The following is a 24295-nucleotide window of genomic DNA, read 5'->3' on the forward strand; positions in this document are numbered from 1 at the left end:
CAGCAGGAGGGTAAACCTCAACACAAGCCATGATCACAAGCGGGACAACTCAAGCAGAAAAGCTGCTCAAAATTGGGGAAGTGGCATCGGAAAGCGGTCTGCCGATTAAAACGATTCGCTATTACGACGACATTGGCTTGCTGGCTCCCATCGTTGAACGATCGGACACGGGCTATCGTTTATTCAGGGTTGATGTCCTCGATCGCCTGGCATTTATTAGACGGGCGCAGGCTTTGGGACTGCATCTGAACGAAATTCAGCAAATTTTATCGGTTCATGATCAGGGAGAGTTGCCCTGCGGTCAGGTAAAGCAGTATCTAGAACAAAAAGTGGCTGAAATTAGTCGGCAAATTGAATCGCTGCAAGTGCTTCGATCGCAGCTTCAGGGTATTCTGGCTGGGTGGCATGACCCCGCAGAATTGCAGGAAAGCCACACCATTTGTCCGAACCTGCAACCGGAATAAACCTTCGCGCTGGATCGACCGTTTATGGAACTGCTGATTTCAGGTATTTTGAGCCTGCTTGTGTTTGCGATCGGAGCCTGTATCGGCAGTTTTTTGAATGTGGTGATTTACCGAATTCCGGCAGGAGTGTCGCTGCTCTATCCGCCGTCTCGCTGTCCGCGCTGTTTGCATCGGCTGAAACCCTATGACAATGTGCCGATTTTGGGCTGGCTGTGGCTGAAGGGAAAATGCCGTCACTGTCGGACTAAGATTTCGCCGCGCTATCCGGCGATCGAGGCAGTAACCGGAATTTTGTTTGTGCTGGTGTTTTGGGCGTTTAGTTTGCCTCTGCCAGGGTTGGGCTACTGGGCGTTTGTGAGCTGGCTGCTGGCTCTGTCGCTGATTGATTGGGATACGCTGACGCTGCCGAATTCGCTGACTCAATCGGGGCTGATTGCCGGACTTATATTTCAACTCATCGTAGGTTGGGCAAATGCGGGTGTTTCCGGTGCAGCCAATTCCCTCATGATGGGGATTATTGGCGCGGTTGTGGCGATCTGGATTTTCGATATCGTGACCCTCCTTGGATCGATCGCCTTTGGCAAAACCGCAATGGGCGGTGGCGATGCAAAATTAGCAGCAATGATGGGTGCGTGGTTGGGCTGGAAACTGGCTTTATTGGCGGGGTTTCTGGCTTGTGCGATCGGGGCTTTTGCAGGCGGTGGGGCACTGGCGTTGGGATTAATCGATCGTCGTCAGCCGATGCCGTTTGGTCCGTTTTTGGCGATCGGGGCAGGAATTGCCCTGTTTTTTGGGGATGCGATGATTGCTGGGTATCTGCGGCTATTTTTTCCGACGCTGTAAGCTTTAGAAAGAATCGGCAGTGGCTTTCAATTCAGCTGTGTCCCAATCGCTTAGCGATCGAGGAAATTATTCTGATTGATGAGTACAGTCTTGCTAGAGCGTGGGAAGGACAAGTCAGGTTTTTTCCCTGCGCCAAATCCAAAGAAGAACAAGTTTAGGAATACGCCCCTTCCCAGGGTCCGATCGCCCGAATCGGCAATTCTTTAACGACCGTTTCTGTTTTGTAGATTTGAAAGCCGCGAGACTGGTAGTTTTTTAGCGCGAATTCTCCGTCTAGGCTGCACGTATCGACAAAAATGCGAGTTGCGCCCAAGTTCCAAGCACGATCGATGCCAAGGCTGAGCAAATATCCGCCGATGCCCTTTCCGATGAAGGCTTTGAGCAGTCCGAAATAGGCAATTTTAACGCTGTTGTCTGGCTGTACTTCTAATTCGATGTAGCCTGCCGGAGTGCCTTTAAGGGATGCGACCCAGGTTTCGAGTTCGGGGCGATCGAGATACTGCATCCAGCGATCGTAAGTCCAGTGAAGGCGATCGATCCAGTACCAGTCGCCGCCAACACTGGTGTAGAGAAAGCGGCTCAGTTCTGGAGAGGGAATCATTGCCTGTTCGATTTTTAGATCCTCTGGCTGCGATCGACTGGGGCGACACTGCGGATTATCCTCAGAGGAAGAATGCTGTGCTTTGAACAATTCCAGATGCCAGATCGTGATATTTGTTTGGCGGGTAGATGAGGTTGAATTCATATCAAATTCCTGCGGTTGTGCCAGGTCAATGCTGCCAGTTTTTTCAGGGGTTGTCTTTTAAGGCATATCATTACAACCCATCTGTTAATTTTCCAGGTCACGGCATCCAGGTTATGGCAAAGCATGGGTATTCAAACTTTATTACTGTTTTCCAAAACCATTCCCCCATCTCCCCATCTCCTCTCCTACCCACTCCCTTCCTCATCTCCTACACTGACAGAGAACGCTCTACAAATGCTGCATGAACCCAATTTCCCGTAAATTTCAGGCACAGTTGCCCAAGCTCGATCGTGCCGTTTGGATTTTGATGCTGGGCAGACTGCTGTCTCAGGTTGGTACTGGGTTTGTGCTGTTTTATGCGGCGGTGTTTTTTGTGAATGAGGTGGGGCTATCTGCGACGGCAGTGGGAATTGGCATTGGCAGTGAATCGATTTCGGGGGTGTTTGGGCGAATTATAGGTGGGCTAATGTCTGACTCGCCGCGCTGGGGACGACGCAAGACGTTGCTGTTATCGGCAGCATTTTCGGCTGTGGCAGATATTATGCTGGCACTCAGCTACAATTTTCCGACATTTTTGCTGAGCAATTTGCTGATGGGGTTGGGGGTGGGGCTGTATTGGCCCTCAATGGAGTCGGCAGTGGCGGATTTAACGGCGATCGATCAACGCAACGAGGCTTATGCGCTGACCCGGCTTGCAGATAATTTGGGTTTGGCGTTGGGAGTCGTGTTTGGCGGGCTGCTAATTGGCGCGACGGGAGCGTTTCGGCTGCTATTTTGGATTGACGGCATCTCGTTTGTGGTGTTTTTGGGTATTATCCATGGGGCAATTCGGGAAACGCTGAACGTCGATCGCGCGACGAAACAAATCTGGCGGGGTTGGGCTGTGGCTCTGCGAGATCATCCGCTGCGAATCTATGTCGCGGTCAATGTTTTATTTACCACTTATCTGTCGTTGCTGAATACGGCTCTGCCCCTTTACCTGACGAACTTTGTGGGATTCGGACAGCGTTCAGGGCAGGCGGCAAACGGTGAGGCAAATTTTACTGCCCTGAGTTTGCTGTTTACCTGGTATATTGTGCTGGCTGCGCTGCTTCAGCTTCCAGTGGCTCGTTGGCTCAATCGCTATACCCATCCACAAGTGTTGAGTGTGTCGGCGGTGTTTTGGGCGATCGGCTTTTTGCTGGTGTGGCTAACGGGAAGCTTACCGGGAGGAACGGCACTCTGGGCTGGGTTGAGCGTCGCGGTGATGGCAATTGCAACGATCGCTTATACGCCTGCGGCTTCGGCACTGGTGGCAAATCTTGCGCCTGAGTCTATGCGAGGCGTGTACTTATCGATTAATTCGCTTTGCTGGGCAGTGGGCTATTTTATTGGTCCCATCATAGGCGGCTGGGCAATGGGGCAGTCGATCGAGATTGCCCACTCTTTCTGGCTTGTGGGAATTGGGAGTGTGGGGGTGGCGATCGGCATTCTGGTTTACCTCGATCGCTCGCTCAAAAGCCGGGCCTGGAATTAGCTTGATTCCCCTCATCTTGAGTCTGATTGTTGTCAGGAGAAATTAGCACAACAAAGCAGAAAGTTCAGGTTATGATTGGCGATGTCTTTTAGATCGCGTCTGTTAAGGTTCGGCGTGCAAGATAAACATTCCCTGCGACGGGTTAGCCAGCGTCGGCTTCGCGCAGTTCGTCAATTTCTGCTGTTTTCGTCGGTGCGGCTCCGGTGGTCACTGCTGCCGCGTTGGGTATTTTTGTCTCTGGCAATGAATGGGTTTCTGGCGTTTGTGCTGTTGACAATGCTGCGATCGCTCGAGATGCCGCTTCCCTCAGGTGCCCGTGCGAATCAAGCCGCGCAAGCCACCACATCGTCTAGCACCACATTGTCTAGCACCACATCGCCCCGCAATCAGGCATCAACGGTTTCGATGGATTCCTCCACGAGCCTGGAAGCAAACCCTCGACGGCAATTGTCCTATGAGGAGTGGATCGAGCAGCTCGGACGCGAAGCCAAAGCGATCGCCCAGCAAAAACCCAAACGGCTTACCGTCCTGGCAGGCGACTCTATTAGTCTCTGGTTTCCTGTCGAGATGCTGCCGCGAGAGCGAGTCTGGCTGAATCAGGCTATTTCGGGAGAAACGTCTGCGGGTCTGCTTAAGCGTCTGGATTTATTTGAAGAAACCGCGCCCGAAACAATTTTTGTGATGATTGGCATTAACGATGTCATCCGAGGCGTAAACGATCGCACGATTCTCGCCAACCAGCAAGAGATTGTGCGCGACCTGAAAGAGAGCCACCCCAAAGCGCAGATTGTGCTTCAGTCGATCCTGCCCCATGCCGGAGACGCTGCCACCTGGGAAGGACGCGATCGGCTGCTGGCAATTCCAAATCGCCGCATTCAGGAACTCAACGACGAGCTAGAGACGATCGCCCGCGAGGAAGGCGTTTATTTCCTCAACCTTTACCCCATCTTTACCGACTCCGCCGGAGACCTGCGGATGGAATACAGCACAGACGGTCTGCATTTGAATCCTAAAGGCTACGAGATTTGGAGCGTTGCGCTGCAAGTGTATGGGCATGAATTGCTGGAGCCTGAGTTGCAGTAGTCTGTGCAGTAGATAGTTTGTGGGGTAGATAGTTTAGCGGGGTAGATAGTTTGTGCGGCGGAAAGGTCTGGGAGTGAAGGGTAAATCTGATACGCTGAAATTGGCAAGGAGTTTCGCAGCAAGACGGCATGGATACCAAAGCCTTTAAACGATCGCTCAATCAGTCTGAACAGTATCACCGCAAAGGATTTGGTCATGCGGAAGAGGTGTCTGGGCAGATGCAGTCCGAGTATCAGAGCGAGCTGATTCAGCAGATTCGGACAAACCAGTATTCCCTGACGCGGGGCGATGTGACGATTCGACTGGCAGAGGCATTTGGGTTTTGCTGGGGCGTGGAGCGAGCCGTGGCGATGGCGTATGAAACGCGGAGGCACTTCCCCAACGAGCAGATCTGGATTACCAACGAAATCATTCATAACCCGTCGGTGAATCAACGCCTGGGGGAAATGAACGTGGGCTTTATTCCGGTGGAGAAGGGTAACAAGGATTTTTCGGTGGTCGATTCTGGCGATGTGGTAATTCTGCCTGCGTTTGGCGCGAGCGTTCAGGAAATGAAGCTCCTGAGTGAGAAAGGCTGCACGATCGTCGATACGACCTGTCCCTGGGTATCGAAGGTGTGGAACACGGTCGAAAAGCACAAAAAAAGCAGCTACACCTCGATTATTCACGGCAAGTACAACCACGAAGAAACCGTAGCGACCAGCTCTTTTGCCGGAACCTATCTGATCGTGCTAAACCTGGCAGAAGCGCAGTATGTGTGCGACTACATTCTACAGGGCGGCAACCGGGATGAGTTTATAGCAAAGTTTAGCCGCGCCTGCTCTGCGGGATTCGACCCCGATCGCGACCTGCAATCCCTCGGCATTGCCAACCAGACGACAATGCTCAAAGGCGAAACCGAGCAGATCGGCAAACTGTTTGAGCATACACTGATGAAGAAATACGGACCCGATCGCCTGAATCAGCATTTTCTAGCGTTTAACACCATCTGCGACGCCACGCAGGAACGGCAGGACGCGATGTATCAGCTCGTCAAGGAAAAGCTCGACCTGATGGTGGTGATCGGTGGCTACAACTCCTCAAACACTACGCACCTTCAGGAAATCGGCATCGAGTACGACATTCCTTCGTATCACATCGACAGTCCCGATCGCATTGGTCCCGGCAATCAAGTACAGCACAAGCCCCTGCATCAAGACTTGCAGATTGAGGAGAACTGGCTACCCCCTGGCAAGATTACGGTTGGGATTACCTCTGGAGCCTCTACGCCCGATCGCATTGTGGAAGCCGTGATCGAGCGAATTTTTGAGATAAAGGGAGCTGTTCCTGCCCTCACTGAGGCGTAATGCTGGCGGCACTTCCTCTGCAAGAAACCACAAAACATTTGTTGGAGGCGATTCAACAGTCTAACTGGGGAGCAATCCAGTTTATTGTCCTTTATAGCTTGACTACCGTTGCGTTTGTGCCCGGATCGCTGCTGACGCTTGGTGCAGGCGCAGTCTTTGGGCTGGTGTGGGGATCAGTCTGGGCATTCCTGGGGGCAACGATCGGCGCAACGCTGGCATTTCTGATCGGACGCTACGGAGTTCGGGGTTGGGTGAGCCGCCGGATTGCAAACGATTCGCGCTTTCAGGCGATCGATCGGGCGGTAAGTCAGTCGGGGTTTAAAGTTGTACTGTTGTCGCGGCTGTCGCCAATTATTCCGTTTAACCTGCTCAACTATGCGTTGGGCGTGACGGGTGTATCGCTGAAGGATTACGTGCTGGGCAGCGTCGGTATGATTCCGGGAACGGTGCTGTATGTCTACTTAGGGTCGATCGCCGGAAGCCTGGCAAACCTGGGAACGGCTCAGCTAGCCAATTCTAAACTGCAGTGGGCAGTCAGGATTATGGGTTTGATCGCGACGATCGCCGTCACCCTTTACATTAGCCGGATTGCGCGTCAGGCGATTGAAAGTGTGGCTGCGGAAGAAGCTGTTTTAGGCGATCGGCAATGAGCGGAAGTTGGAGACGGAATACCCCTGATCCAAACGACCCTTAATTCAGGAGAAACCCCTTCTCAACTCGCTTTCAAAGCCTCCCAATCTTGGGGAATTTAGGGGGAAATCTAGAAGATTCGAAACTGAATTACGCAACCTAATCACGCAACTGATCAGGCGGCCTCTAAATCGATCGATTCCACCAGACTTAACTTAACCTCTACCAACTGAACAGGGATAACGCCATGAACAGCGACGATTTAGCAAAATATCTAGAAGCAACCGACAGCATCTCAAAGCCCTGGTTACTCGCTCAGTTGCGGCTGCAAAAACTAAAAGAGCGGCGGGAAGACCTGACTCCTGGCGAATACGAGCAAGAACTCACAGACATTCACCAGGATTTGATGAACCTGGGCGAGTGGTGGGTCGGACACGAAGAAGAACAATTCGGTTCGTAGGGAGTTAGTGAGTAGGGAGTCGGTGAGAAAGAGTAGCCCTACCGCGTCAACAGGCGGCAACGGAATTTATCTGGTACTTTTGGTAAAAACAACTATAATTGTTGACATCACTCCTTCAACGAGTGAGCTTTTCAACTGCAAGACCCAGACAAAACTCAGAATTTCCCGTGTTTACAACTGTACTTTCTCACCAAAATTCTGCCGTTTCCCAAAGGGAAAATCGCATTCCGTTTGACCTCGTTGGCACGATCCAGGCGTTGAAGCAAGAGCTAAACGCTGTCATTCTGGCGCACTATTATCAAGACCCAGAGATTCAGGACATTGCTGATTATTTGGGCGACTCGCTAGGACTTTCTCAGGAAGCCGCCAAAACCAGCGCAGATGTGATTGTCTTTGCCGGAGTTCACTTTATGGCAGAGACGGCAAAAATCCTCAATCCCGATAAGCTGGTGCTGCTGCCCGATCTAAACGCAGGCTGTTCGCTGGCAGATAGCTGCCCTCCGGCGGAGTTTGCCCGTTTTAAGGCGGCTCACCCAGACCATTTGGTGGTGTCTTACATCAACTGCACAGCAGAAATTAAGGCGATGAGCGATATCATCTGCACTAGCTCAAACGCTGTCAAAATCGTGTCGCAAATCCCCGCCGATCAGCCGATCATCTTCGCGCCCGATCGCAACCTAGGACGCTATGTAATGGAGCAAACCGGACGAAATCTGGTGCTATGGCAGGGAAGCTGCATCGTGCATGAAACCTTCTCGGAGCGCAAGATTATTCAGCTCAAGATGGAACACCCGCAGGCAAAGGTGATTGCCCACCCTGAATGTGAACCCGCCGTTCTGCAACATGCTGATTATATTGGCTCGACGACGGCTCTGCTGAACTACGCGCTCAAGGGCGAAGCCGATCGCTTTATCGTCGTCACCGAACCCGGCATCATTCACCAGATGCAGAAAGCCGCTCCGCACAAAGAGTTTATTCCCGCTCCGCCACAAAATCAGTGTGCCTGCAACGAGTGCCCCCACATGCGGCTCAACACTTTGGAGAAGATTTACCTGGCAATGAAAAATCGATCGCCTGAAGTCACGCTCACCCCTGAGATTCAGCAGGCGGCTTTGCAGCCGATTCGGCGGATGTTGGAGATGAGTTAGAAGGGCGGAGGGATATTTCAACTGATCCTCCCATCCTTCTTCTGCCTTCAAGCAGAACTCCCCAACCGCTCTGTCAACAAATCAATCAGATCATCTTTTTTATCTAAAGCGTCGATCTCGGACTCGATTTGTTTAACTTTCTCTGAGGGCAGGTTGAGGGAGCTAATCAGTTTTTCGTAAGCAGTGGCTTCTTCCTGGTTGATTTTGGCTTCGCTGGGAACGCGAGAACTCGATCGAATCACTTCGTAGGCTAGGCGCAGCACCAGCTCTTTTTCTTCTTCAGTTTGCAGCTTAGGTAGGAGTTCATCCAGGGGAAGGTTTTGCATCATGTAATCCTGGAGTTCTTGGTGAAGCTGCTGCTGGTGGCTATCGCTGGCAAACAGTTGGCTGAGGCGATCGAGCAGAACATTCACTTCTTCGGTTGTCAGTCCACCATCTGACCAAGCCATTGCGGTGGCAATTCGCAGAATGGTCATTTGTTTAGGGGAAATTGAGGGAGGGGGCGTTTGAACCATGAAAAATTCCTTCTGGTGTCAAAGTAAAAAGTGAGCTTAAACGTGAAGCGAGCATAACAATTGCTCACAGGCTAGCATGAGGAATTTGAGCGATCGTCTGTCTTTAGCTTGTTATTAAAAGCTAAGAAAAGAGTCAGGAAAAGGACACAGGAAATGGTGTGGAAAACGGTGGCGGGTGTGGTTGTTGCAGGGCATCAGATCGCGTCGGGGCGATCGAAGGAGAGTCCTTATCCCAGGGGCAGTATCGAGATGCAGATACCGTTCTTTAAAGAACTAGGCTTAGATTTATCGAGCGATTATCCCGCCACGCTGAATGTGTCGCTGCGCCCGGCTCAGTTTGTTGTGCAAATGCCCCAGTACACATTTCACGGCGTCAAATGGTCGCCCGAACACGCGCCGGAAGATTTCTCCTTTTCGCCCTGTCGCCTGAGCTATTACTCGCGCATTTATGGCGGATGGGTCTATTACCCGCGCCCCGAAACGAAACTGGGTCATTTTCAAGACCCCGGCACGATCGAGCTAATCCTGCCCAGAATTCTAGGCATTCAGTATGGCGATCGGGTAGAGGTCAGCATTCGATCAGAAGAAATTTTGATTGTGCGGGAAGGGGAAGAGTCAGTTTGGAACAACGATCAGCCGTGAACTGGTCTCGCCCCCAAGACCCTTCAAGCAAACCCTTTAAGGCTGGATTCTGGCTCGAATTGCCTCCGCATCGCGAAACCCCACCGCGATCGCCTGACCATCCTGAACGAACAGCGGTCGCTTCAGCAGCATCACATCCTGGGCAAAAGCATCAGTCCACTGTGCCTCTGTCCAGCCATTTTTCTCGTCCCCCAGCGCCCGATAGGCTTGCCCAGAAGTATTTCGCATCGGCTTTGCTCCCAACGCTTGAACCCAGGACGCGATCGCTTCCCGCGAAGGTGGATGCTCTTTGGTATTCACAAACTCGTAGTTGAGCGCGTGATTGTCTAGCCACTGCAAAGCCTTTTTGCAGGTTCCACAAGTAGGAATGCCATAGACGGTAAGCGTCATTGTCTTTCTTCTAAATAAATGGGTGGATAGGGAGATAGGTGGATAGGTGGATAGGTAGTAGGCGAATAAAATTTCTGCTCCCAATACTAAAAGATAGCCTCTTGCCCGACTCAAATCACCCCTCCTGACCCCTTCAACTCCTCATCCGCGCATTCTACCCCTCCACCCCTTCGCCCCTCTCCCACTCCACTTTCGCGCAATTCAGCCTAAGCTGGGAATACTGGGAACAAGGCTTGTCTGACAGTTCAGCAGCCCGTCGCACTGAGAACTATGTGGCAACGGTTGAAAAACTGGAGAAATTGGTACCGGGGATTCAAGGCTTATAGGGCAATGAGTCCAGATTTGCAGGTGCGTCGTCGAGTGCGGCAACAGCTCGATCAGCGTCCTTACCTGATCGAACAGGAATGGATTGAGCAATACTGTCAACCAGAGGGAATTGCTGTACCGATCGCCCTCTTTGCCTATACTCATCTCCAGCAATACTCTGGTTTAGAAATCGGACGAGTGCGGCTCACCGATCGACTGGAAGCAGATCTGCACTGGAGCCAAATCTGCTGGTTTGATTGGATGTTTACCCTCAGTCAGGACTTCTGGCAAAGTTTTGCAATTGATATTGAAGAACTGCTTCACGACTCAGACTTTGACACGGTAGGCGATCTGCTGAGCTTCCTGAGCGATCGCTGGACAGCTCATATAGCCGATACAGAGCAATCAGAGCAAGGGCGAATCGAAAAATTTCCTACTCAGGAAGTCTAAATTGAACCAATGAAGTGAGCAGCACCAAGAGAGCGTATAACAGACGCATCAGGGTGACTTTTCAGGATTTATCGGACTGGTCGAGCGGTTTTGTTGCTTCTAATTGCGAATTGTTTGCAAAAGAAGCGATTGCATCGTACATTAGATGTCAGGAGTTATTGATTAAGATTCTCAATAAGTGCCGCTCGAAGATTTCCTGGATCGGCTTAGTTTGAGGGTGGACTGATCAAAGCTCTGCTGAAAACTTCCTCTTTTAACGGGAGTTTTGCAGAGGAAGATGCTGCGTCCAATCGTCTAACTCCTTTTCTATCCAAGTTAGAAATACGCTTGCACTACGCCGCAAATTTTTATCAGAACGACGCTCACACTCATGGAACAGGCTCATTCCCAAACCGATCACGCTCAGGTCATTTCGTGCGATCGCAGTGCCCGCTGGCAGGTTTGCCACAGGCTTCAGGAACTCGATATTTGCTGTGACTGTTTAGCTGATGGTAGGCTGCGGGTTCTTGCTAACACTCCCGTTGCGCTTATGCAGGTTCGCAGCGTTTTGCAGCAGTGGTCAATGTCGCGTTCTGCACTGGTGGGGCAGCTCGAAAAATGCTGGCAGTGCTCTGGCTAGTGCCGTTAAAAATTTGTGCTAAAACTTTGCAGTTTGAACCTTTTTAAGATCATCACTTTTCAGTCTTTCGACCTAATCTATCCTTTCTCTTCTTTCTACCTAAAATGACTCAGTGCTTTACTTCGCGAACAGTTGATTTTCGGCTTGAAGGGCAATTTCTGGGATTTGCTTTGGGCGATGGTTACAAACTTAAGTATCTGCGGCTGGCAACCGATGACGGAGAGCAGCAGATTAAACTGTCGAAGTCAATTCGTCCCCTGCTGTATCGATCGCTTCTGCCGGGAATGCGAGTTGAAGTATTGGGTAATCAAAAGTGGAACCTTGAGAAAGGCTCGGTGAAGCGCAAAGCCTATCAGGTGAATCCGCTGACGCTGGATGAAAGCTCCTATAGCACGCTGCGCGAGTCTCTTGGTGAGTTAACAGGTACATTGACGGTCAACGGGTCAACTACGGTCGTGAAGCCGATGGAACCACCGATGGAATCATTTGTTCAGCCATCGATTCAACCGCCCACTCCTTCAGAAGCTCCAAAGGCAAAAAATCAAAAGAGCTGTATTTTTGTTTGCGGTAAATCAGATTGCTGCAAAAAAGGAGGACGGGCAGTAATCGCATCGCTTCAGGAAGAATTGAGCGATCGGGGACTAGATCAGGAAATTACGATTAAGCCAACGGGCTGCATGAAACGCTGCAAGGCGGGTCCCAATGTGGTGATGCCGGACAAAACACGCTACAGCAAAATTTCAGCCAAAGAAGTGCCCACGCTCCTAGACAAGCACTTCCCAAACGCATAAGGGCGCTTTGAGGAATTTAGGGTGGGGGATTTAGGGGGCAACGGATGAACTGATGCAACTGCTCAAACGACCCCTGAGAGTGAGTGCCTATCCATCTCGATCGATTCAATAGCAGTACTACACCAATAGTGGCATTACAAACAGAAAGGGGCTTTAGCCCCCTTTTTTTGATCGTTAGAAACCGATCGCTATCTTGTATTGTTTGCTTGTATTGTTTCTCTCTCAAGGCGCGGACCAGGTGGGCAGTACCCACCCCATCAAACTATGAAACTTCCTAGTCAAACTTGCCCAGGACTTGCTCTTTCAGCGCGTTAAAATCTCTGCCCAATTCCTGACGATTGGAGGCTTTCCAGAGATAGCGATAGACAAACCAGGCAGTATAACCCATGCCCACCAGCTCAAACAGAGGAGCCAGCAGGGGAATGTCGTTGATTGCATCCAGAATGGCAAGCAGCAGCTTAGCAGCAACGATCGCGCCAAAAATTAACCCAACCGTGACGATCGGGCGTTTGTATTCCCCGAAGAAGTCAGTCAGGTAGTCAGGCAGATCTGCCAGGAATGCAGAAATCTTCTCCCCAATCTGCCGCCACTGTTCATTGGATGCATCGGTAGAGGAATAGTTTGCCAGCGTGCCTGAGTCGTCGGTGCTAATCGTGACGTTGACGTTTTCAGCACTGTAACCAGGAGATCCAGCTTCTTGCTTCACTTCAGGCTCCATAATGATCCCTTGAACCTAAACAACTTTTATGAGATGTGAGAGGATATCCCTAGCGAGGGTAAGACCTAACTAGCTTACTAAAACTCTTGTCAGGGATGAGTCGCGAATATCAGGATTTAACGAACCTACTAGACACTAAATCAGACTTTCAAGAATTGCAAGTTCCTGAGAGGTATTTTCGGGCATAGATAAGCTTTGCTCACCGATCGATGGATTTAAAATAAACAGGCTCGGCTATTTCAGCCTGTCTCGGTTCTCTATATTGCTCACTCTTTCTCTTAATTGCAGCTTCTCTTAATTACAGCAACGAATCCGGCGAGTTTAGTTAGAGACCTCCGCCATTTCGATGATACGACCGTCGTAGTCCTTCACCAGGAAGTTGAGCGGCTTTTCCCGACGCAGCTTGTATTTCACGCCATAGGATTGAACCCGCATTAAGAGTTGCTCTAGACAGTCGCGGTCGAAGCAGACGTGACGCTGGCGATCTTTTGGTCCGAGTCCTGCCCCCGAAACAATATGGAGCTGGGTGTTTTTGCGAAGCTGATACCACAGCCCTTCGGAGTACTGATAGCTCTCGTTGGATCTGCCCAGGCTCGCGGTTGAGCCATAGAACGGGTCGATGCCTGCGGTTCCGAGCGTCTGCTCGTAGTTGTAGTAGTAGTGCAAGGGCACATCAGCAGCGGGCAGTTCCAGCATTCCCTCATAAAATCGCCGTGCCAGTTCCAGGTCAGACACCATTACGGTGTAAACCTTGGGCGCACTGGTGAGAAACATCCACATTGCTCCTGCATAGGCAACCAGAAGCATGACCATGACCCCCTGCGTGGAGAGCAGACTATCCAGGGGCAATGCGGGCAACAATCCACCAATCAGGGGCACAAATCCGGGCAGGTGATGCAAAGCAGTTTCCCCCACGGGGTAAGCGGCAATGAGCATGGACAAAGAGCTTATTTCTAACAACAGCTTGACGCAGAGATCTGAAAAAGGGATTGGACTTTGTTCCTACCCTTTTCTCCCTAGTCTATCAAGACTATCTTAGTCCCGACTAATTGGATTGAGTTCGCACCGTTGGGAGCTTTACGAATTCTTCAGGCAGCAGTCCAGGCGCGAAGCAGCAACCGTCGGCCCAGTTCAATATCTTTGGGGGCACACTGCCAGTCAGGATGTCCGGTCATCAGCAGGCTATCGAGGGTTTCTTGATCAAACAAATGCCAGACAGGTGCTTTAGAAATCTGAGTTTCGATCGCGTAGCAGTTTGGGCTGATGCAGTGAATTACCAGAGCGTCTGCGGTGCGGGTCAGCGTCATGCGATCGCCCGGTTGCAGGGCACGAAACTGGCGAATCAGCGATTTAAATTCGGTTAAGGAAGGCGCCACAATCCCAGGAATCGCCACAGTTGCTTCCCGCTCACCATTGGTCCAAATCCAGTAGTTCCGCGCCGGGTCGATGCCTTCGAGCCAGGGCAGTTCATCATCTAAGCGATAGCGAGGAGCCAGAGGAAAGTGAGGAGTCATGGTGGGTTGTCCTAGTCCATCGGGAGATTGGAGATGTCCAGAACTGTCTACGCTTGCAGAAATTCGCAGGCTGCAATTTAACGCTTAAGTTTTGGTTTTTACCAGATTCGGGGATCACTTCCCGAAAAATCAATTTAACTTAGTAAAATTTATTGAACCTATGAGTAAAACTGACGATCGTGAAGCAAAGTTCCCCTAATGACTCGCCAGCTTTGGGGCTAAAGCGTAATTCCATCAATCAAACTTTGCTTCTATCGGTTGACTGAAGAGGCTGTTTGAGAAGTATCTGAGGTGCTCCATTGCCCCTTACATTCCCCAATTCTAGAGGACTTTGGGAACGACAACTTTGAGAACGATAATTTTGAGGACGACAAGGAGAGTTACTCTTTTCCAGAGTTTACGGCTGTCTACCCACAAATCTAGACAAATTCAGAATGAGGGAGAATTCCTGATAAAACGTCCCCTAACCTCTCAATTTAGAGACACTAAACCAATCAAGGTCCCCCAGCATTAAGAAATTTAGGGGCTGAACAAACCTGAACAAAGCTCAAACGAAGCGGATTCGACGACTGGTAGAGATTAGGCAGCAGAATTTTAGGCAGTAGAATTTTAGGCAGCAGAATTGAAAGCGGTTTGGGCAACGATCGCGATCGTTCAAAACATTCGCTAACTGGCTTTGGATAGACTCTTAGAACAGGGAAATTCGCTAGAGTGAGAAATATACTGAGTTAGCTCCTCAGTTCGCCCCTTGTGAGTTAGCAAAAGGAACTATGGCAGGTCAGCTTTTGTTGGTAGATGATGAGCCAGGATTGCGTCAGGCAGTGCAGGCATACCTGGAAGATGAAGGCTTTACGGTGCAGACTGCGAGTAATGCCCGCGAAGGCTGGGATTTGCTACAGCGATCGTCCCCCGACCTTGTCATCACAGACATCATGATGCCGCAGGTGGATGGATACCAGTTTCTTCAGCAAATGCGTGATGACCCCCGGTTTGAGACGCTGCCTGTGATTTTTTTGACGGCAAGGGGCATGACGACCGATCGCATTCAGGGCTACAGTGCCGGAGTCGATGCTTATCTCTCGAAGCCGTTTGACCCTGATGAATTGGTGGCTGTGATCACGAATTTGCTGAGCCGCCGGGCAGCCCTCAACAAAGCCGCCTCCGACAGTGAAACGCCTAACATTGCGGACATGGCGAAACAGATTGCCGAAATTCGCGCCATGCTCAACCAGCGCGGCGGCATTGCCCAAACCCCTGCCCCGATCAAGCACGACTTTACGCCCCGCGAACAAAGCGTTTTAGAACTCGTGGCAGAAGGCTTGATGAATAAGGAAATCGCACGTCGCCTTGATACCAGCGTTCGCAATGTTGAAAAATACGTTAGCCGCCTTTTTAGCAAAACAGGAACCAATAGCCGGACAGAACTGGTGCGCTACGCGCTGGAGCATGGGCTGACCCAGTAGCAATCTGAAGTCGCAATCTGAAATTCTTACTGAGTCGCAGGGCGGGGAAACTTCCAGATTTTAATGTCGTGGCTACCGCTGCCGCTGGCGATCGTTTGTCCGTCGGGACTGATGGCAAAATGCCGAACCTCAGAGCCGTAGCCCGTCAGTCTTTGCATTAGCTCTCCAGTCGGGACGTTCCAAATTTGCACCGTGCCCTCTGCACTTCCGCTCACCAGGGTTTGGCCATCGGGACTGAGCCAGAGCGGATTAAAAAAGCTCGTTCCGACCAGGGTGCGAATCGTTTGCCCGTCGCTGAGATTCCAGATCCGAATTGTTTTGTCGGCGCTGCTACTGATTGCTTTTTCTCCGTCTGGCGTGATCACGATCGCATTCACAAATCCCGTGTGTCCGGTGAGGGTTTTTTCGACGGTTCCGGTTGCCAAACTCCATACTTTAAGGGTGCGATCGGTGCTGCCGCTCACCAGGGTTTGACCATCGGGACTGAAAATGACGCTATTGACAAAGCCCGTATGTCCGATCAGGGTACGAGCCAGCTTTGCGGTCGGCAAATCCCAGATTTTGATCGTGCTGTCGGCACTGCTGCTCGCCAGGACTTGTCCATCCGGGCTGACATCAAGCGCATTGACATAGCCTGTATGACCTAGCAGTGTATGCACTAGCTTGCCCGTTGCCAAGTCCCAGATTTTGATGGTGCGATCGGCACTGCCGCTAATCAGGGTTTTGCCGTCGGGGGTGAGGGTGAGGGCGTTGACAAAGCTTGTATGGCCTGCCAGGGTGCGGAGGGTTTGTCCGCTGGTCATATCCCAGATGCGAATGGTGTTGTCAGCACTGCCGCTAATCAAAGTTTTGCCGTCGGGCGCAATCACCTGGGTATTAATAAAGCTGGTGTGACCCTTGAGATCACGATCGACTGTAATTGCCTGTGTCACGGCCGTTGAATGTTGCCGACCTGTCACCTGCCAGATGCCATATCCACCCAGAGCCAGGAGGAGCGCGATCGTGCCGCCCCAGACCCAGCATTTTAAACCTTTTTTACCAGGCAGAATCAGTGAATAGCCCGGAGCCTGAGCTAACACTTGAACCGATCCGCCCGTTGCCATTCCGGGAGTCGTTCCGGGAGTCGTTTCAGGAGTCGTTTCAGGAGTCGTGGGTGCGCTGAATTGCTGCCATGCAGTGGACTGAATGAAAGTTGGACTGGTGGAGTTGACCGGAGTTTGGACAAGCTGATGCAGACTGTCGAGCAAAGCACGGGTATCTCTGGGACGATCGCTTGCTTTGGGGGCAATCAGGCGATCAATAAAGTCAGCAAAGGCGGGCGTGATCTGAGGCGCAAACTGCCGCCAGTGAAACTCGTTGTTCAGCGAATCATACATTCCGCCATCGGTCGGCTGTTTCCCGGTTAATAAATAAATGAAAGTGCAGCCCAGCGCGTAAAAATCTGACTGCGGTACTGCCTGGCCTTTTTCCTGTTCCGGCGGGGTGTATCCGGCAGAGCTGATGCGCGTAATTCCGCCCGTTTTGCCTAACTGCGCCAGGTAGGTATAGGTCATCTCACGCGCTGCGCCAAAATCGACCAGAACCACCTGCCCACTCGATCGCAGCATAATATTTTCGGGCTTAATGTCGCGATGAAAATAGTTGTGCTGATGCACCAAATGCAAAATCTCCGCAAGCTGATGGAGCCACTGTCGCGCCTGCTTTTCGCCGATCGGATGGTTGCCCTGCTGCCGCATCCATTCCCGCAGATTGGGACCGTCGATCTTTTCCATCACAATGCAGTGCAGCACTTCTCCGGTCTGGCGCGGCTTGTACTGAAAGTAGCCATCTGGCTCGATCGATGGAATGCCAGAGTGATGAAGCTGACTCAGCACCACTGCCTCTTGCTGAAACAGGTCAACTGCTTTTTCGTTGTTGCTATAGCTGTCTTTCAGGATTTTGAGAATTTTGGGAACGCTGCGCTCAAACGCTTCGTACACCTTACCAAAGCCACTCTTGTCGCTCAGTAGCCGCATCACTCGATAGCGTCCTTGCAGCACTAACTCTGAGCCACACGCCTGACAGTAATGATTGCCCCCATTCCCAGGATGGTCGGGCTGAGGACAGCGCGGATTAATGCAAAGACTCATGGCAGACCCCCCGAAGACGCATCCACACGATCGCACCCTTAACTCAAAAAATTATCTAAACCCCATTGAACCCAAATTAAGCCAGGTCAGACCACCAGGTCAGGCACAGGAAGCGCGATCGTTCTACTACGATCAAACTATACTCCTCCAGTTGATAGGTCGAGAAGATCACGTCACAGTTGTAGAGAATTGATTCTTCAGTGCATCTTGTTCGCACAATGAAGTTGGGGTTTAAAGATTTCAAATTAACCCTTTCTTTTTAAATTTTCTCAAAGCATCTTCAGCAGCTTCCTTTTCAGCCTCTTTTTTATTGCGTCCCTTTCCCTCGCCGTATGCCCTGTCACCGACATAAACTCTGGCAATAAATTCTGGTGCATGGTCCGTACCGCCAATTTGTTCGGTTTTATATTTAGGTAGAGCGGCTGCACCCGTCGCCTGAACAATTTCCTGCAACTTATTCTTTGAATCCTTTGCAGAACGAGTGATCACGACTTCTTGAGGCACAGAAGTAAACAATTCTTCCACCATCGGACGCACCATCTCAATGACTGAATTCTTATCCAGGTAGTAGGCTCCAACAACCGCTTCAAAAGTGCTGCTCAAAAGATTTGGGTTTTGATAGCCCCCTTCCCGGATGACTCCCTTTCCCAATCGCATCCGCAAATCGATTCCCACTTCGATCGCAAATCGAGCCAATTGTTTTTCATCCACAAGAGCCGATCGCCGCCGTGTCATTTCATCTTCTGCCATCTCTGGAAGAATTCGATAGAGATACTGCCCGCTAATAAAATTAAGGATTGAATCACCAAGAAATTCTAGTCGCTCATTGTGTCCGAGTTCGTCCGGATTTTCATTCATATAAGAGCGATGAGTCAGGGCACGACGAAGCAGTTTTTCATCGTTAAACATTAGAAGCTTATGCATTTCTTTTTCTGGCTAGCTGAAGTTTACAGAATTAACTGGAGAAATGTTCGGAGCAAAATTTGGGATGAGTCATTCAGGTGGATAGAGACTATTTCCGCGAGTTTTATTGCATGGGAGACAGGCAAGCCGGAGGTTCTCCAATGAGTTAGAACCGCCTTTGCTTTTCGGTTTTATGTGATCAAGCGTTAGGCTCTTTGCAGGTAATTGATGCCTGCACCACCAACATTGAGACCCATATTCCCGAATGAGTTGATCTTTCTTTCGCTTTTTCTGTTTTGAAGTCATTGATAGCTGCCCTGGTTATAAATTTGAACAGCATCGAAATATCAAGTACAGAAAATAGGCTGGCTCAAACAAGCCAGTAACCTTCTTTACCCCTGTGGTCAGCGTCTCAAACGCACTACCTCTAAGCCACAAACCAGCGCATATCCAGTATGCTGAGCCAGTATTTGCTGTAGAGAGTTACCCTAAACCTCGACAAATACCAGACCAGAATACTGGACATACATTTGCTTGCGGCTTGGAGGTAGTACCCATGAGACGAACACCAAAGTTTTGATATTCATCTGCTATTTCAATTAAGTCATGGGAATTTTTTGCTGTCAAGATCAGACCAGAATTAGAATTTTCGTCTCCTTTCACTGCAAAGCAAAGATACTTTTTGTGATGTCTTTATAGGGATATCTCTATGAGGGATTGCTCGTCAAAGAATAGGACAATGATTTTCTGTACCCCCAGTTAACTCGATCGCCATTTAGACTGAAATTAATCCGATTCACCTCGCAAATTTCCCGATTGATATGCCGATCAATTCACTTCCCCTTCAGCCACCTCGAATGGGTCTACAGCGCGATTGGATCTGGCGCGGATGGCAGGTGCGCTACAGCTATATTCGATCGCCTCATGCTGAAGCTCATGCTCTGCCGCCGATCTTACTGCTGCATGGGTTCGGGGCATCTTTGACTCAGTGGCAAGAAAACCTGCTGCCGTTGAGCCAGCATCGAACGGTGTACGCGCTGGATCTGGTGGGGTTCGGTGCATCGGAGAAGGCTTCAGCTGCTTATAACGTGGGATTTTGGGTTGATCAGGTTTATGAATTTTGGTGCACGTTTATCAATCGACCGATCGCCTTAATCGGACATTCCCTCGGTGCACTGGTTGCCCTGACGGCGGCGGCTGCCTATCCCGAACTCGCAGAGAATTTGATTTTGATCACGCTGCCTGCCTCCCGGCAGGAGGTTTTGCCGGGATGGCTGCAGCCCACGGTGAGCCGGATTGAGAGCTGGTTTTCGTCGCCGATCGTGATTGGTCCCCTATTTCGGCTGATTGCCCGTCCGCGAGTGGTGCGATCGATTTTGAAGCTGGCGTATGTCAACCATAGCCGCATCACCGAAGAGCTGATCGAAGGCTTTTTGATTGCCGGACGCGATCGAGGCGCAGCTAGAGCCTTTTCTCGATTATCGCAAGCCCGCACCCGCTTTGATTTTTGTCTGGATACACGAGATTTGCTCGATCGGGTGAAGCTGCCGATTTTGGTACTGTGGGGTGAGGGCGATCGGGTGATTCCTTTAACCTGGGGCAGGCAGTTGCCCGATCTGCATCCGAATCTGCGCCTGATCGAAATTCCTGAAGCGGGGCATTGCCCCTACGATGAGGCAAGCGATCGAGTGAATGCCGAGATTCTGGAATGGCTCAGTGCAAATTCGTGAGGGAATCGACTGAGAGTCCGGTGATTTGGTTGACCCGAGCAGCGTCTATTCCGGTTTGCAGCAGAGCCCGGGCAATTTGGAAGACCTGTGATTCGGCGCGATTGGCTCGCTGTCGTTTGGGACGATCGGCTGGTAAGTGCCTTTCTCAAGCTAGAAGCCTGCCCAATCCGCAGGATTAAACGGGTCGTACCAAAAATATTCCGGGACGTGCATTTTATTTTGATAAATCTGCTTCTTGTGTCCTGTGTCTATTGTCGGAATTGAGGGAAAACGATGCTTTGATTTTACTCGCTGTCTCGACTGTCCACGGTCTTTGCCACGTACACCATTGTTCGATAAGAGAGCGTTACTTTGCCGTCGGTTGACCAACGATCGAACAAATCCTGTAAGTCGCCTAAAAGCTGCTCATACGCCTTGCCTTCCTTGGGCATATACGAAGAACTCAGCACTAGCCCGATCAGTGCGTCGCGATCGAGCAGATAGGTGTGAGTAAAACGGTGAGTCTGGAAATTTTCAAACAATTCGCTTTCCGCAAGCCGATCAGGAGACTTTCGCTCGCCCCGGTCAAAGATTTCGCGATCGGCAGCGCGGCACAAAATTTCGCTGTATTCCTCTGTAAAGGGATCATCAGGATCGCGATCGTTCCACATCAGCGCGATCCGTCCCTCTGGCTTGAGAATGCGGTGAAACTCTGTGAGGGCGGCTGCTTTATTGAACCAGTGAAACGACTGGGCGCACAGGACGAGATCGACCGATTGCGTGGGGAGTCCGGTCTGTTCTGCCGTTCCTTCCCGGAAAGTTACGCCCGGATGGGGTTCTGCTGCCGATCGCATTTCCGCATTGGGTTCGATCGCGATCACCGCTGCCCCTCGGTCTGCCAGCAGTCTGGCTGAAATTCCCGTGCCTGCCCCTACATCTGCTGCCGTTACCGAATGCGTGAAACCCTTCAGCAGCAGGTCGATCGCTTCAGGAGGGTAAGTGGGTCGATATTTGGCGTAGTCGGCAGCGCGATTTGAGAACCGATTCGTTGGATCTTTTGTATGCAGGGGAGGCAGTGTGTCCATTGGCAAGAAATCAAGAAGGGGGATTCCCCCCAGTCTATCTAGACTTTTGCCAGCGTTACCCGCTGTGGCTGATCCTGATATTTCCCAAAGCGATCGTCATAGGTGGTTTCGCAGGGTTCGCCTTCCAGGAAGAGAAGCTGTACGACACCTTCATTCGCGTAAATCCGGCAGTCTGCGCTCGATGAGTTGCTAAATTCCAGCGTCAGGTAACCGCGCCAGGACGCTTCTACCGGAGTCAGGTTTGCAATCAAACCGACCCGCGCATAAGAGCTTTTACCAATGCAAATCACCGTAATATTGGGCGGAATATTCAGATGCTCCAGAGCAACACCCAAACCATAGGAATGCGCCGGAATTACAAAATAGTCGCCGTCGCTGTCGGACTGAAGCGGTACAGATTCGAGATTGCCGGGATTAAACCGCTTCGGATTCACGACTGTACCGGGAATATGGCGGAACACCAAAAATTCTGCCGGAGACAGGCGAATGTCATATCCATAGGACGATAAGCCGTAGCTCAAAACTTTGCGGGTCAAGCCATTGCCGTGGACCGAAATCGAGCGAATCAAATGCGGCTCGAAGGGTTCGATCATGCCGTTTTGCGCCTGTTCTAAGATCCAGCGATCGTTTTTCAGCATCGGTTCCATCTCCTGCGACTGAGTACCCAAAATTATAGGATCATTTTTCTGTCCGATCGCTACATCTAGCGGTAAAAGTGTTATAGTTAGATTCAGAACGCTACATTAAGTAGATCCGGCATTAGGGCGATTTCGATCGCCCTTTTTTCTTTGCCTAGTTCCTGGCGATCGAACTTTTGCCGGAATGCCACTTTTAACAGGGCTTTGCCTAAAAGCACTTCCGCACTGACTGCAGATACAGCGAAACGGGCAGAATCAAGTTCAGCCCAATTTCAACATTTTTATTGGGGAATCGCAAGCTTGTAACGGACAGGAGGCGATCGAAGGATCTCAGAAAGGCTTGAGGCGTGTTAGATATCCTGCATTACCCCGTTCGGCGAAGCCTAAATTCCCCTTTTGTGAACTGCCGCCTAAACCCTTTGCTGCAATCGCTGAATCAGCCGCTCCGAGGGTAACACGCCTTCAATTTTGTCGATCGCCTGTCCCTGCTTAAACAGCACCAGTGTTGGCAATGCCTGAACGCCATACTGCGAAGCTAGAGCAGGATATTTATCAGTGTCCACTTTCACGATCCGCAGGCGGTCTTTCATTTGACCATTCACCTGTTCCAGAATGTTTGCCATCATCTGACAGGGACCGCACCACGTCGCGTAAAAGTCCACCAATACGGGCACATCGGAGCCAGAAAGCATTTCTTGGAAGCTGCCAAATTGCTGTTGAGTCGCCATAGGTTCGCTGTCAACGCTTACTCTTCCCGATCGTAATCAACTTTCCTCAAAGTGAGCAGGACGGGAAACCGGAACAGAAATGGCGTAAGATCAAACGTTGGACAAAGTATTAACCCTAAAACTACTCAAAGAGCTTGCTATGACTGCATCTTCAGCCGCTTCTCAACCCTTGCTCGATCGCGTTGCGATTGTCACCGGAGCCTCACGCGGAATCGGACGGGCAACGGCTCTGGCTCTGGCAAGTGCAGGCGCAAAAGTCGTGGTGAATTATGCCAGTTCGAGTAATGCAGCCGAAGCAGTCGTGGCTGAAATTCAGGGAATGGGCAGTCAGGCGATCGCCGTTAAAGCAGACGTGGCACAGGAAGATCAGGTTACGGCTCTGTTTGAGCAAACAATGGAGAAATGGGGTCAGGTCGATGTACTGGTGAACAATGCTGGGATTACCCGCGATGGCTTGCTGCTGCGAATGAAGCTCGACGACTGGCAAGCTGTGATTAACCTCAATCTGACGGGCGTATTTCTCTGCACCAAAGCCGCCAGTAAAATCATGCTGAAGCAGCGATCGGGTCGCATTGTCAACGTTACTTCAGTAGTCGGCGAAACGGGCAACGCGGGACAGGCAAACTACAGCGCAGCAAAAGCTGGAGTGATTGGCTTCACCAAAACGATGGCAAAGGAGCTTGCCAGCCGGGGCATTACGGTGAATGCAGTCGCCCCCGGATTTATAGCCACCGACATGACCGCAGACGTGAAAGGGGAGGAAGTGCTGAAAATGATTCCGCTTAGCCGCTACGGACAGGCAGAAGAAGTCGCGGGGCTGATTCGATTCCTCGCTGCCGATCCTGCTGCCGCCTACATTACCGGGCAGGTGATTAATGTCGATGGCGGAATGGTGATGGCGTGAGTCAGAAGAAATACTGTACCCAGTGACGTGGTCGGGCTGTTAGTTTGAGTGCGGATTCGATCGACATCTGAGCGTTTTTTCTAAAACTGAAGGGTTCTGTCCTAATGGGTAAACCTCACTGGCATACTCAAAGTTCCGCAGCAATCATCCCACAGCTCTCCACTGCATTCATTACCTGCACAGTCCTCCTGCTTGCTAGCTGTAGTACTCAATCGCTCAAACCTCCGGCTGCGGTATCCCAAGCGTTTGCCGCCCGCTATCCCAGCACAACTGCTACCTGGAAGAAGCAGCCCTATGGGTACGAGGGAATTTTTTACCGCAATGGCGTGGAGTATGAAGCCGAGTTCGCCGCTGATGGGCAGTGGCTTGAGACGGAGCATGAAGTGAGCGCAGCGGAATTTTCTCAAGCCGTGATCGATCGCGTCCAACAAGAATATCCCAGCTATAGCTTTACGGATACACGTTCGAACAATGGTTGAAGGCAGCATCGACACAATCGCGAAAGCTATCAAATTCATCCCAGCGTTGACGCATCCAATTCTTGAGCACGAACCAC

At 50.9% G+C, this 24295-nt stretch carries 29 protein-coding genes and 2 pseudogenes; 17 read left to right on the forward strand and 14 right to left on the reverse strand.

The window, feature by feature from the left end:
- The first annotated feature begins 29 nt into the window (after positions 1 to 29).
- Positions 30 to 464, forward strand: coding sequence for a heavy metal-responsive transcriptional regulator (locus NDA02_RS23660; protein ID WP_190791349.1), 435 nt, complete (start codon positions 30 to 32; stop codon positions 462 to 464).
- A 24-nt stretch (positions 465 to 488) separates the two neighbouring features.
- A complete protein-coding gene (locus tag NDA02_RS23665) occupies positions 489 to 1307 on the forward strand; it encodes an A24 family peptidase (protein ID WP_190791348.1) in 819 nt (272 codons plus the stop codon).
- A 154-nt stretch (positions 1308 to 1461) separates the two neighbouring features.
- Here NDA02_RS23665 and NDA02_RS23670 read toward each other — a convergent pair whose 3' ends face one another.
- Positions 1462 to 2052 (reverse strand): GNAT family N-acetyltransferase, encoded by a 591-nt coding sequence (locus tag NDA02_RS23670; RefSeq protein ID WP_190791347.1) that lies wholly within the window; start codon positions 2050 to 2052, stop codon positions 1462 to 1464.
- A gap of 241 nt (positions 2053 to 2293) precedes the next feature.
- On the opposite strand from NDA02_RS23670, the gene NDA02_RS23675 reads away from it, so the two are divergent.
- From NDA02_RS23675 to nadA, 6 genes are all read left to right on the forward strand, one after another.
- Positions 2294 to 3568, forward strand: coding sequence for an MFS transporter (locus NDA02_RS23675; RefSeq protein ID WP_190791346.1), 1275 nt, complete (start codon positions 2294 to 2296; stop codon positions 3566 to 3568).
- Between the two features lie 81 nt (positions 3569 to 3649).
- Entirely contained in the window at positions 3650 to 4651 is a 1002-nt protein-coding gene (locus NDA02_RS23680) for an SGNH/GDSL hydrolase family protein (RefSeq protein WP_348256040.1), read from the forward strand.
- A 128-nt stretch (positions 4652 to 4779) separates the two neighbouring features.
- Positions 4780 to 5997: a 4-hydroxy-3-methylbut-2-enyl diphosphate reductase gene (locus NDA02_RS23685; RefSeq protein ID WP_190791345.1), complete on the forward strand. Its 1218-nt coding sequence runs from the start codon at positions 4780 to 4782 to the stop codon at positions 5995 to 5997.
- Positions 5997 to 6647, forward strand: a complete 651-nt coding sequence (locus tag NDA02_RS23690; RefSeq protein ID WP_190791344.1) for a TVP38/TMEM64 family protein — start codon at positions 5997 to 5999, stop codon at positions 6645 to 6647. Before NDA02_RS23685 ends, NDA02_RS23690 begins: the two co-directional genes overlap by 1 nt.
- Before the next feature lie 227 nt (positions 6648 to 6874).
- Positions 6875 to 7087 carry a hypothetical protein gene (locus NDA02_RS23695; protein ID WP_190791343.1) on the forward strand — a complete coding sequence of 71 codons (213 nt, stop codon included), beginning with the start codon at positions 6875 to 6877 and terminating at the stop codon, positions 7085 to 7087.
- A 167-nt stretch (positions 7088 to 7254) separates the two neighbouring features.
- Positions 7255 to 8235, forward strand: a complete 981-nt coding sequence (gene nadA, locus NDA02_RS23700; protein WP_348256041.1) for a quinolinate synthase NadA — start codon at positions 7255 to 7257, stop codon at positions 8233 to 8235.
- A 47-nt stretch (positions 8236 to 8282) separates the two neighbouring features.
- On the opposite strand, the gene NDA02_RS23705 is transcribed toward nadA, so the two are convergent.
- Entirely contained in the window at positions 8283 to 8750 is a 468-nt protein-coding gene (locus tag NDA02_RS23705; protein WP_190792556.1) for a TerB family tellurite resistance protein, read from the reverse strand.
- Between the two features lie 153 nt (positions 8751 to 8903).
- Here NDA02_RS23705 and NDA02_RS23710 point away from each other — a divergent pair, with 153 nt between their 5' ends.
- Entirely contained in the window at positions 8904 to 9392 is a 489-nt protein-coding gene (locus tag NDA02_RS23710; protein WP_190792557.1) for a hypothetical protein, read from the forward strand.
- A 36-nt stretch (positions 9393 to 9428) separates the two neighbouring features.
- On the opposite strand, the gene NDA02_RS23715 is transcribed toward NDA02_RS23710, so the two are convergent.
- Complete coding sequence (locus NDA02_RS23715) at positions 9429 to 9782, reverse strand: Spx/MgsR family RNA polymerase-binding regulatory protein (RefSeq protein WP_190792558.1); 354 nt, start codon at positions 9780 to 9782, stop codon at positions 9429 to 9431.
- Positions 9783 to 10112: 330 nt separating this feature from the next.
- Between NDA02_RS23715 and NDA02_RS23720 the strand changes: the two genes are divergently transcribed.
- The 3 genes from NDA02_RS23720 to NDA02_RS23730 all read left to right on the forward strand — a co-directional run bounded on the left by NDA02_RS23720 (position 10113) and on the right by NDA02_RS23730 (position 11948).
- A complete protein-coding gene (locus tag NDA02_RS23720) occupies positions 10113 to 10538 on the forward strand; it encodes a hypothetical protein (protein WP_190792559.1) in 426 nt (141 codons plus the stop codon).
- Positions 10539 to 10908: 370 nt separating this feature from the next.
- Positions 10909 to 11157, forward strand: coding sequence for an Asr1405/Asl0597 family protein (locus NDA02_RS23725; RefSeq protein ID WP_190792560.1), 249 nt, complete (start codon positions 10909 to 10911; stop codon positions 11155 to 11157).
- A 104-nt stretch (positions 11158 to 11261) separates the two neighbouring features.
- On the forward strand, positions 11262 to 11948 hold the full coding sequence (locus NDA02_RS23730; protein WP_199296621.1) for a (2Fe-2S) ferredoxin domain-containing protein: 687 nt from the start codon (positions 11262 to 11264) through the stop codon (positions 11946 to 11948).
- A gap of 274 nt (positions 11949 to 12222) precedes the next feature.
- Here NDA02_RS23730 and NDA02_RS23735 read toward each other — a convergent pair whose 3' ends face one another.
- The 3 genes from NDA02_RS23735 to NDA02_RS23745 all read right to left on the reverse strand — a co-directional run bounded on the left by NDA02_RS23735 (position 12223) and on the right by NDA02_RS23745 (position 14180).
- The gene (locus tag NDA02_RS23735) at positions 12223 to 12666 is read right to left on the reverse strand and encodes a CAAD domain-containing protein (protein ID WP_348248607.1); all 444 of its coding nucleotides are present in this window, start codon (positions 12664 to 12666) and stop codon (positions 12223 to 12225) included.
- Between the two features lie 321 nt (positions 12667 to 12987).
- The gene (locus NDA02_RS23740; protein WP_347277887.1) at positions 12988 to 13602 is read right to left on the reverse strand and encodes a glyoxalase-like domain protein; all 615 of its coding nucleotides are present in this window, start codon (positions 13600 to 13602) and stop codon (positions 12988 to 12990) included.
- A 152-nt stretch (positions 13603 to 13754) separates the two neighbouring features.
- Positions 13755 to 14180 carry a hypothetical protein gene (locus NDA02_RS23745; RefSeq protein WP_190792562.1) on the reverse strand — a complete coding sequence of 142 codons (426 nt, stop codon included), beginning with the start codon at positions 14178 to 14180 and terminating at the stop codon, positions 13755 to 13757.
- 770 nt (positions 14181 to 14950) lie between these two features.
- On the opposite strand from NDA02_RS23745, the gene NDA02_RS23750 reads away from it, so the two are divergent.
- Entirely contained in the window at positions 14951 to 15643 is a 693-nt protein-coding gene (locus NDA02_RS23750) for a response regulator transcription factor (RefSeq protein WP_190792563.1), read from the forward strand.
- A gap of 26 nt (positions 15644 to 15669) precedes the next feature.
- Here the strand turns inward: NDA02_RS23750 and NDA02_RS23755 are convergent, their stop codons facing one another.
- The gene (locus tag NDA02_RS23755; RefSeq protein ID WP_190792564.1) at positions 15670 to 17772 is read right to left on the reverse strand and encodes a serine/threonine-protein kinase; all 2103 of its coding nucleotides are present in this window, start codon (positions 17770 to 17772) and stop codon (positions 15670 to 15672) included.
- Here NDA02_RS23755 and NDA02_RS23760 point away from each other — a divergent pair.
- Positions 17771 to 17965, forward strand: coding sequence for a hypothetical protein (locus NDA02_RS23760; RefSeq protein WP_190792565.1), 195 nt, complete (start codon positions 17771 to 17773; stop codon positions 17963 to 17965). The two genes, NDA02_RS23755 and NDA02_RS23760, sit on opposite strands and share 2 nt — an antisense overlap.
- A 47-nt stretch (positions 17966 to 18012) precedes the next feature.
- Here NDA02_RS23760 and rnc read toward each other — a convergent pair whose 3' ends face one another.
- Together rnc and NDA02_RS23770 are read right to left on the reverse strand one after the other, a co-directional pair.
- Complete coding sequence (gene rnc / locus NDA02_RS23765) at positions 18013 to 18696, reverse strand: ribonuclease III (RefSeq protein ID WP_190792566.1); 684 nt, start codon at positions 18694 to 18696, stop codon at positions 18013 to 18015.
- Between the two features lie 69 nt (positions 18697 to 18765).
- Positions 18766 to 18981 (reverse strand): HNH endonuclease signature motif containing protein, encoded by a 216-nt coding sequence (locus tag NDA02_RS23770; RefSeq protein ID WP_190792567.1) that lies wholly within the window; start codon positions 18979 to 18981, stop codon positions 18766 to 18768.
- Between the two features lie 515 nt (positions 18982 to 19496).
- On the opposite strand from NDA02_RS23770, the gene NDA02_RS23775 reads away from it, so the two are divergent.
- A complete protein-coding gene (locus tag NDA02_RS23775) occupies positions 19497 to 20405 on the forward strand; it encodes an alpha/beta fold hydrolase (RefSeq protein WP_348256042.1) in 909 nt (302 codons plus the stop codon).
- Here the strand turns inward: NDA02_RS23775 and NDA02_RS23780 are convergent.
- From NDA02_RS23780 to trxA, 4 genes and pseudogenes are all read right to left on the reverse strand, one after another.
- Positions 20389 to 20642 (reverse strand): annotated as a pseudogene (locus NDA02_RS23780) (Uma2 family endonuclease); the annotation flags it as partial. The gene NDA02_RS23775 and the pseudogene NDA02_RS23780 sit on opposite strands and share 17 nt — an antisense overlap.
- Positions 20643 to 20689: 47 nt before the next feature.
- The gene (locus NDA02_RS23785; RefSeq protein WP_190791338.1) at positions 20690 to 21469 is read right to left on the reverse strand and encodes a class I SAM-dependent methyltransferase; all 780 of its coding nucleotides are present in this window, start codon (positions 21467 to 21469) and stop codon (positions 20690 to 20692) included.
- 38 nt (positions 21470 to 21507) lie between these two features.
- Entirely contained in the window at positions 21508 to 22107 is a 600-nt protein-coding gene (dcd, locus tag NDA02_RS23790; protein ID WP_190791339.1) for a dCTP deaminase, read from the reverse strand.
- A gap of 410 nt (positions 22108 to 22517) precedes the next feature.
- Positions 22518 to 22835, reverse strand: coding sequence for a thioredoxin (gene trxA / locus NDA02_RS23795; RefSeq protein ID WP_190791340.1), 318 nt, complete (start codon positions 22833 to 22835; stop codon positions 22518 to 22520).
- Positions 22836 to 22974: 139 nt separating this feature from the next.
- Here trxA and fabG point away from each other — a divergent pair, with 139 nt between their 5' ends.
- On the forward strand, positions 22975 to 23739 hold the full coding sequence (gene fabG, locus NDA02_RS23800; protein ID WP_190791341.1) for a 3-oxoacyl-[acyl-carrier-protein] reductase: 765 nt from the start codon (positions 22975 to 22977) through the stop codon (positions 23737 to 23739).
- Between the two features lie 104 nt (positions 23740 to 23843).
- The gene (locus tag NDA02_RS23805) at positions 23844 to 24218 is read left to right on the forward strand and encodes a PepSY-like domain-containing protein (protein ID WP_190791342.1); all 375 of its coding nucleotides are present in this window, start codon (positions 23844 to 23846) and stop codon (positions 24216 to 24218) included.
- Here the strand turns inward: NDA02_RS23805 and NDA02_RS23810 are convergent.
- Positions 24190 to 24295: pseudogene (locus NDA02_RS23810) on the reverse strand (IS630 family transposase); the annotation flags it as partial. The gene NDA02_RS23805 and the pseudogene NDA02_RS23810 sit on opposite strands and share 29 nt — an antisense overlap.

This window comes from Leptolyngbya sp. ST-U4, from assembly GCF_039962215.1.
GTDB lineage: Bacteria > Cyanobacteriota > Cyanobacteriia > Elainellales > Elainellaceae > Leptolyngbya_A.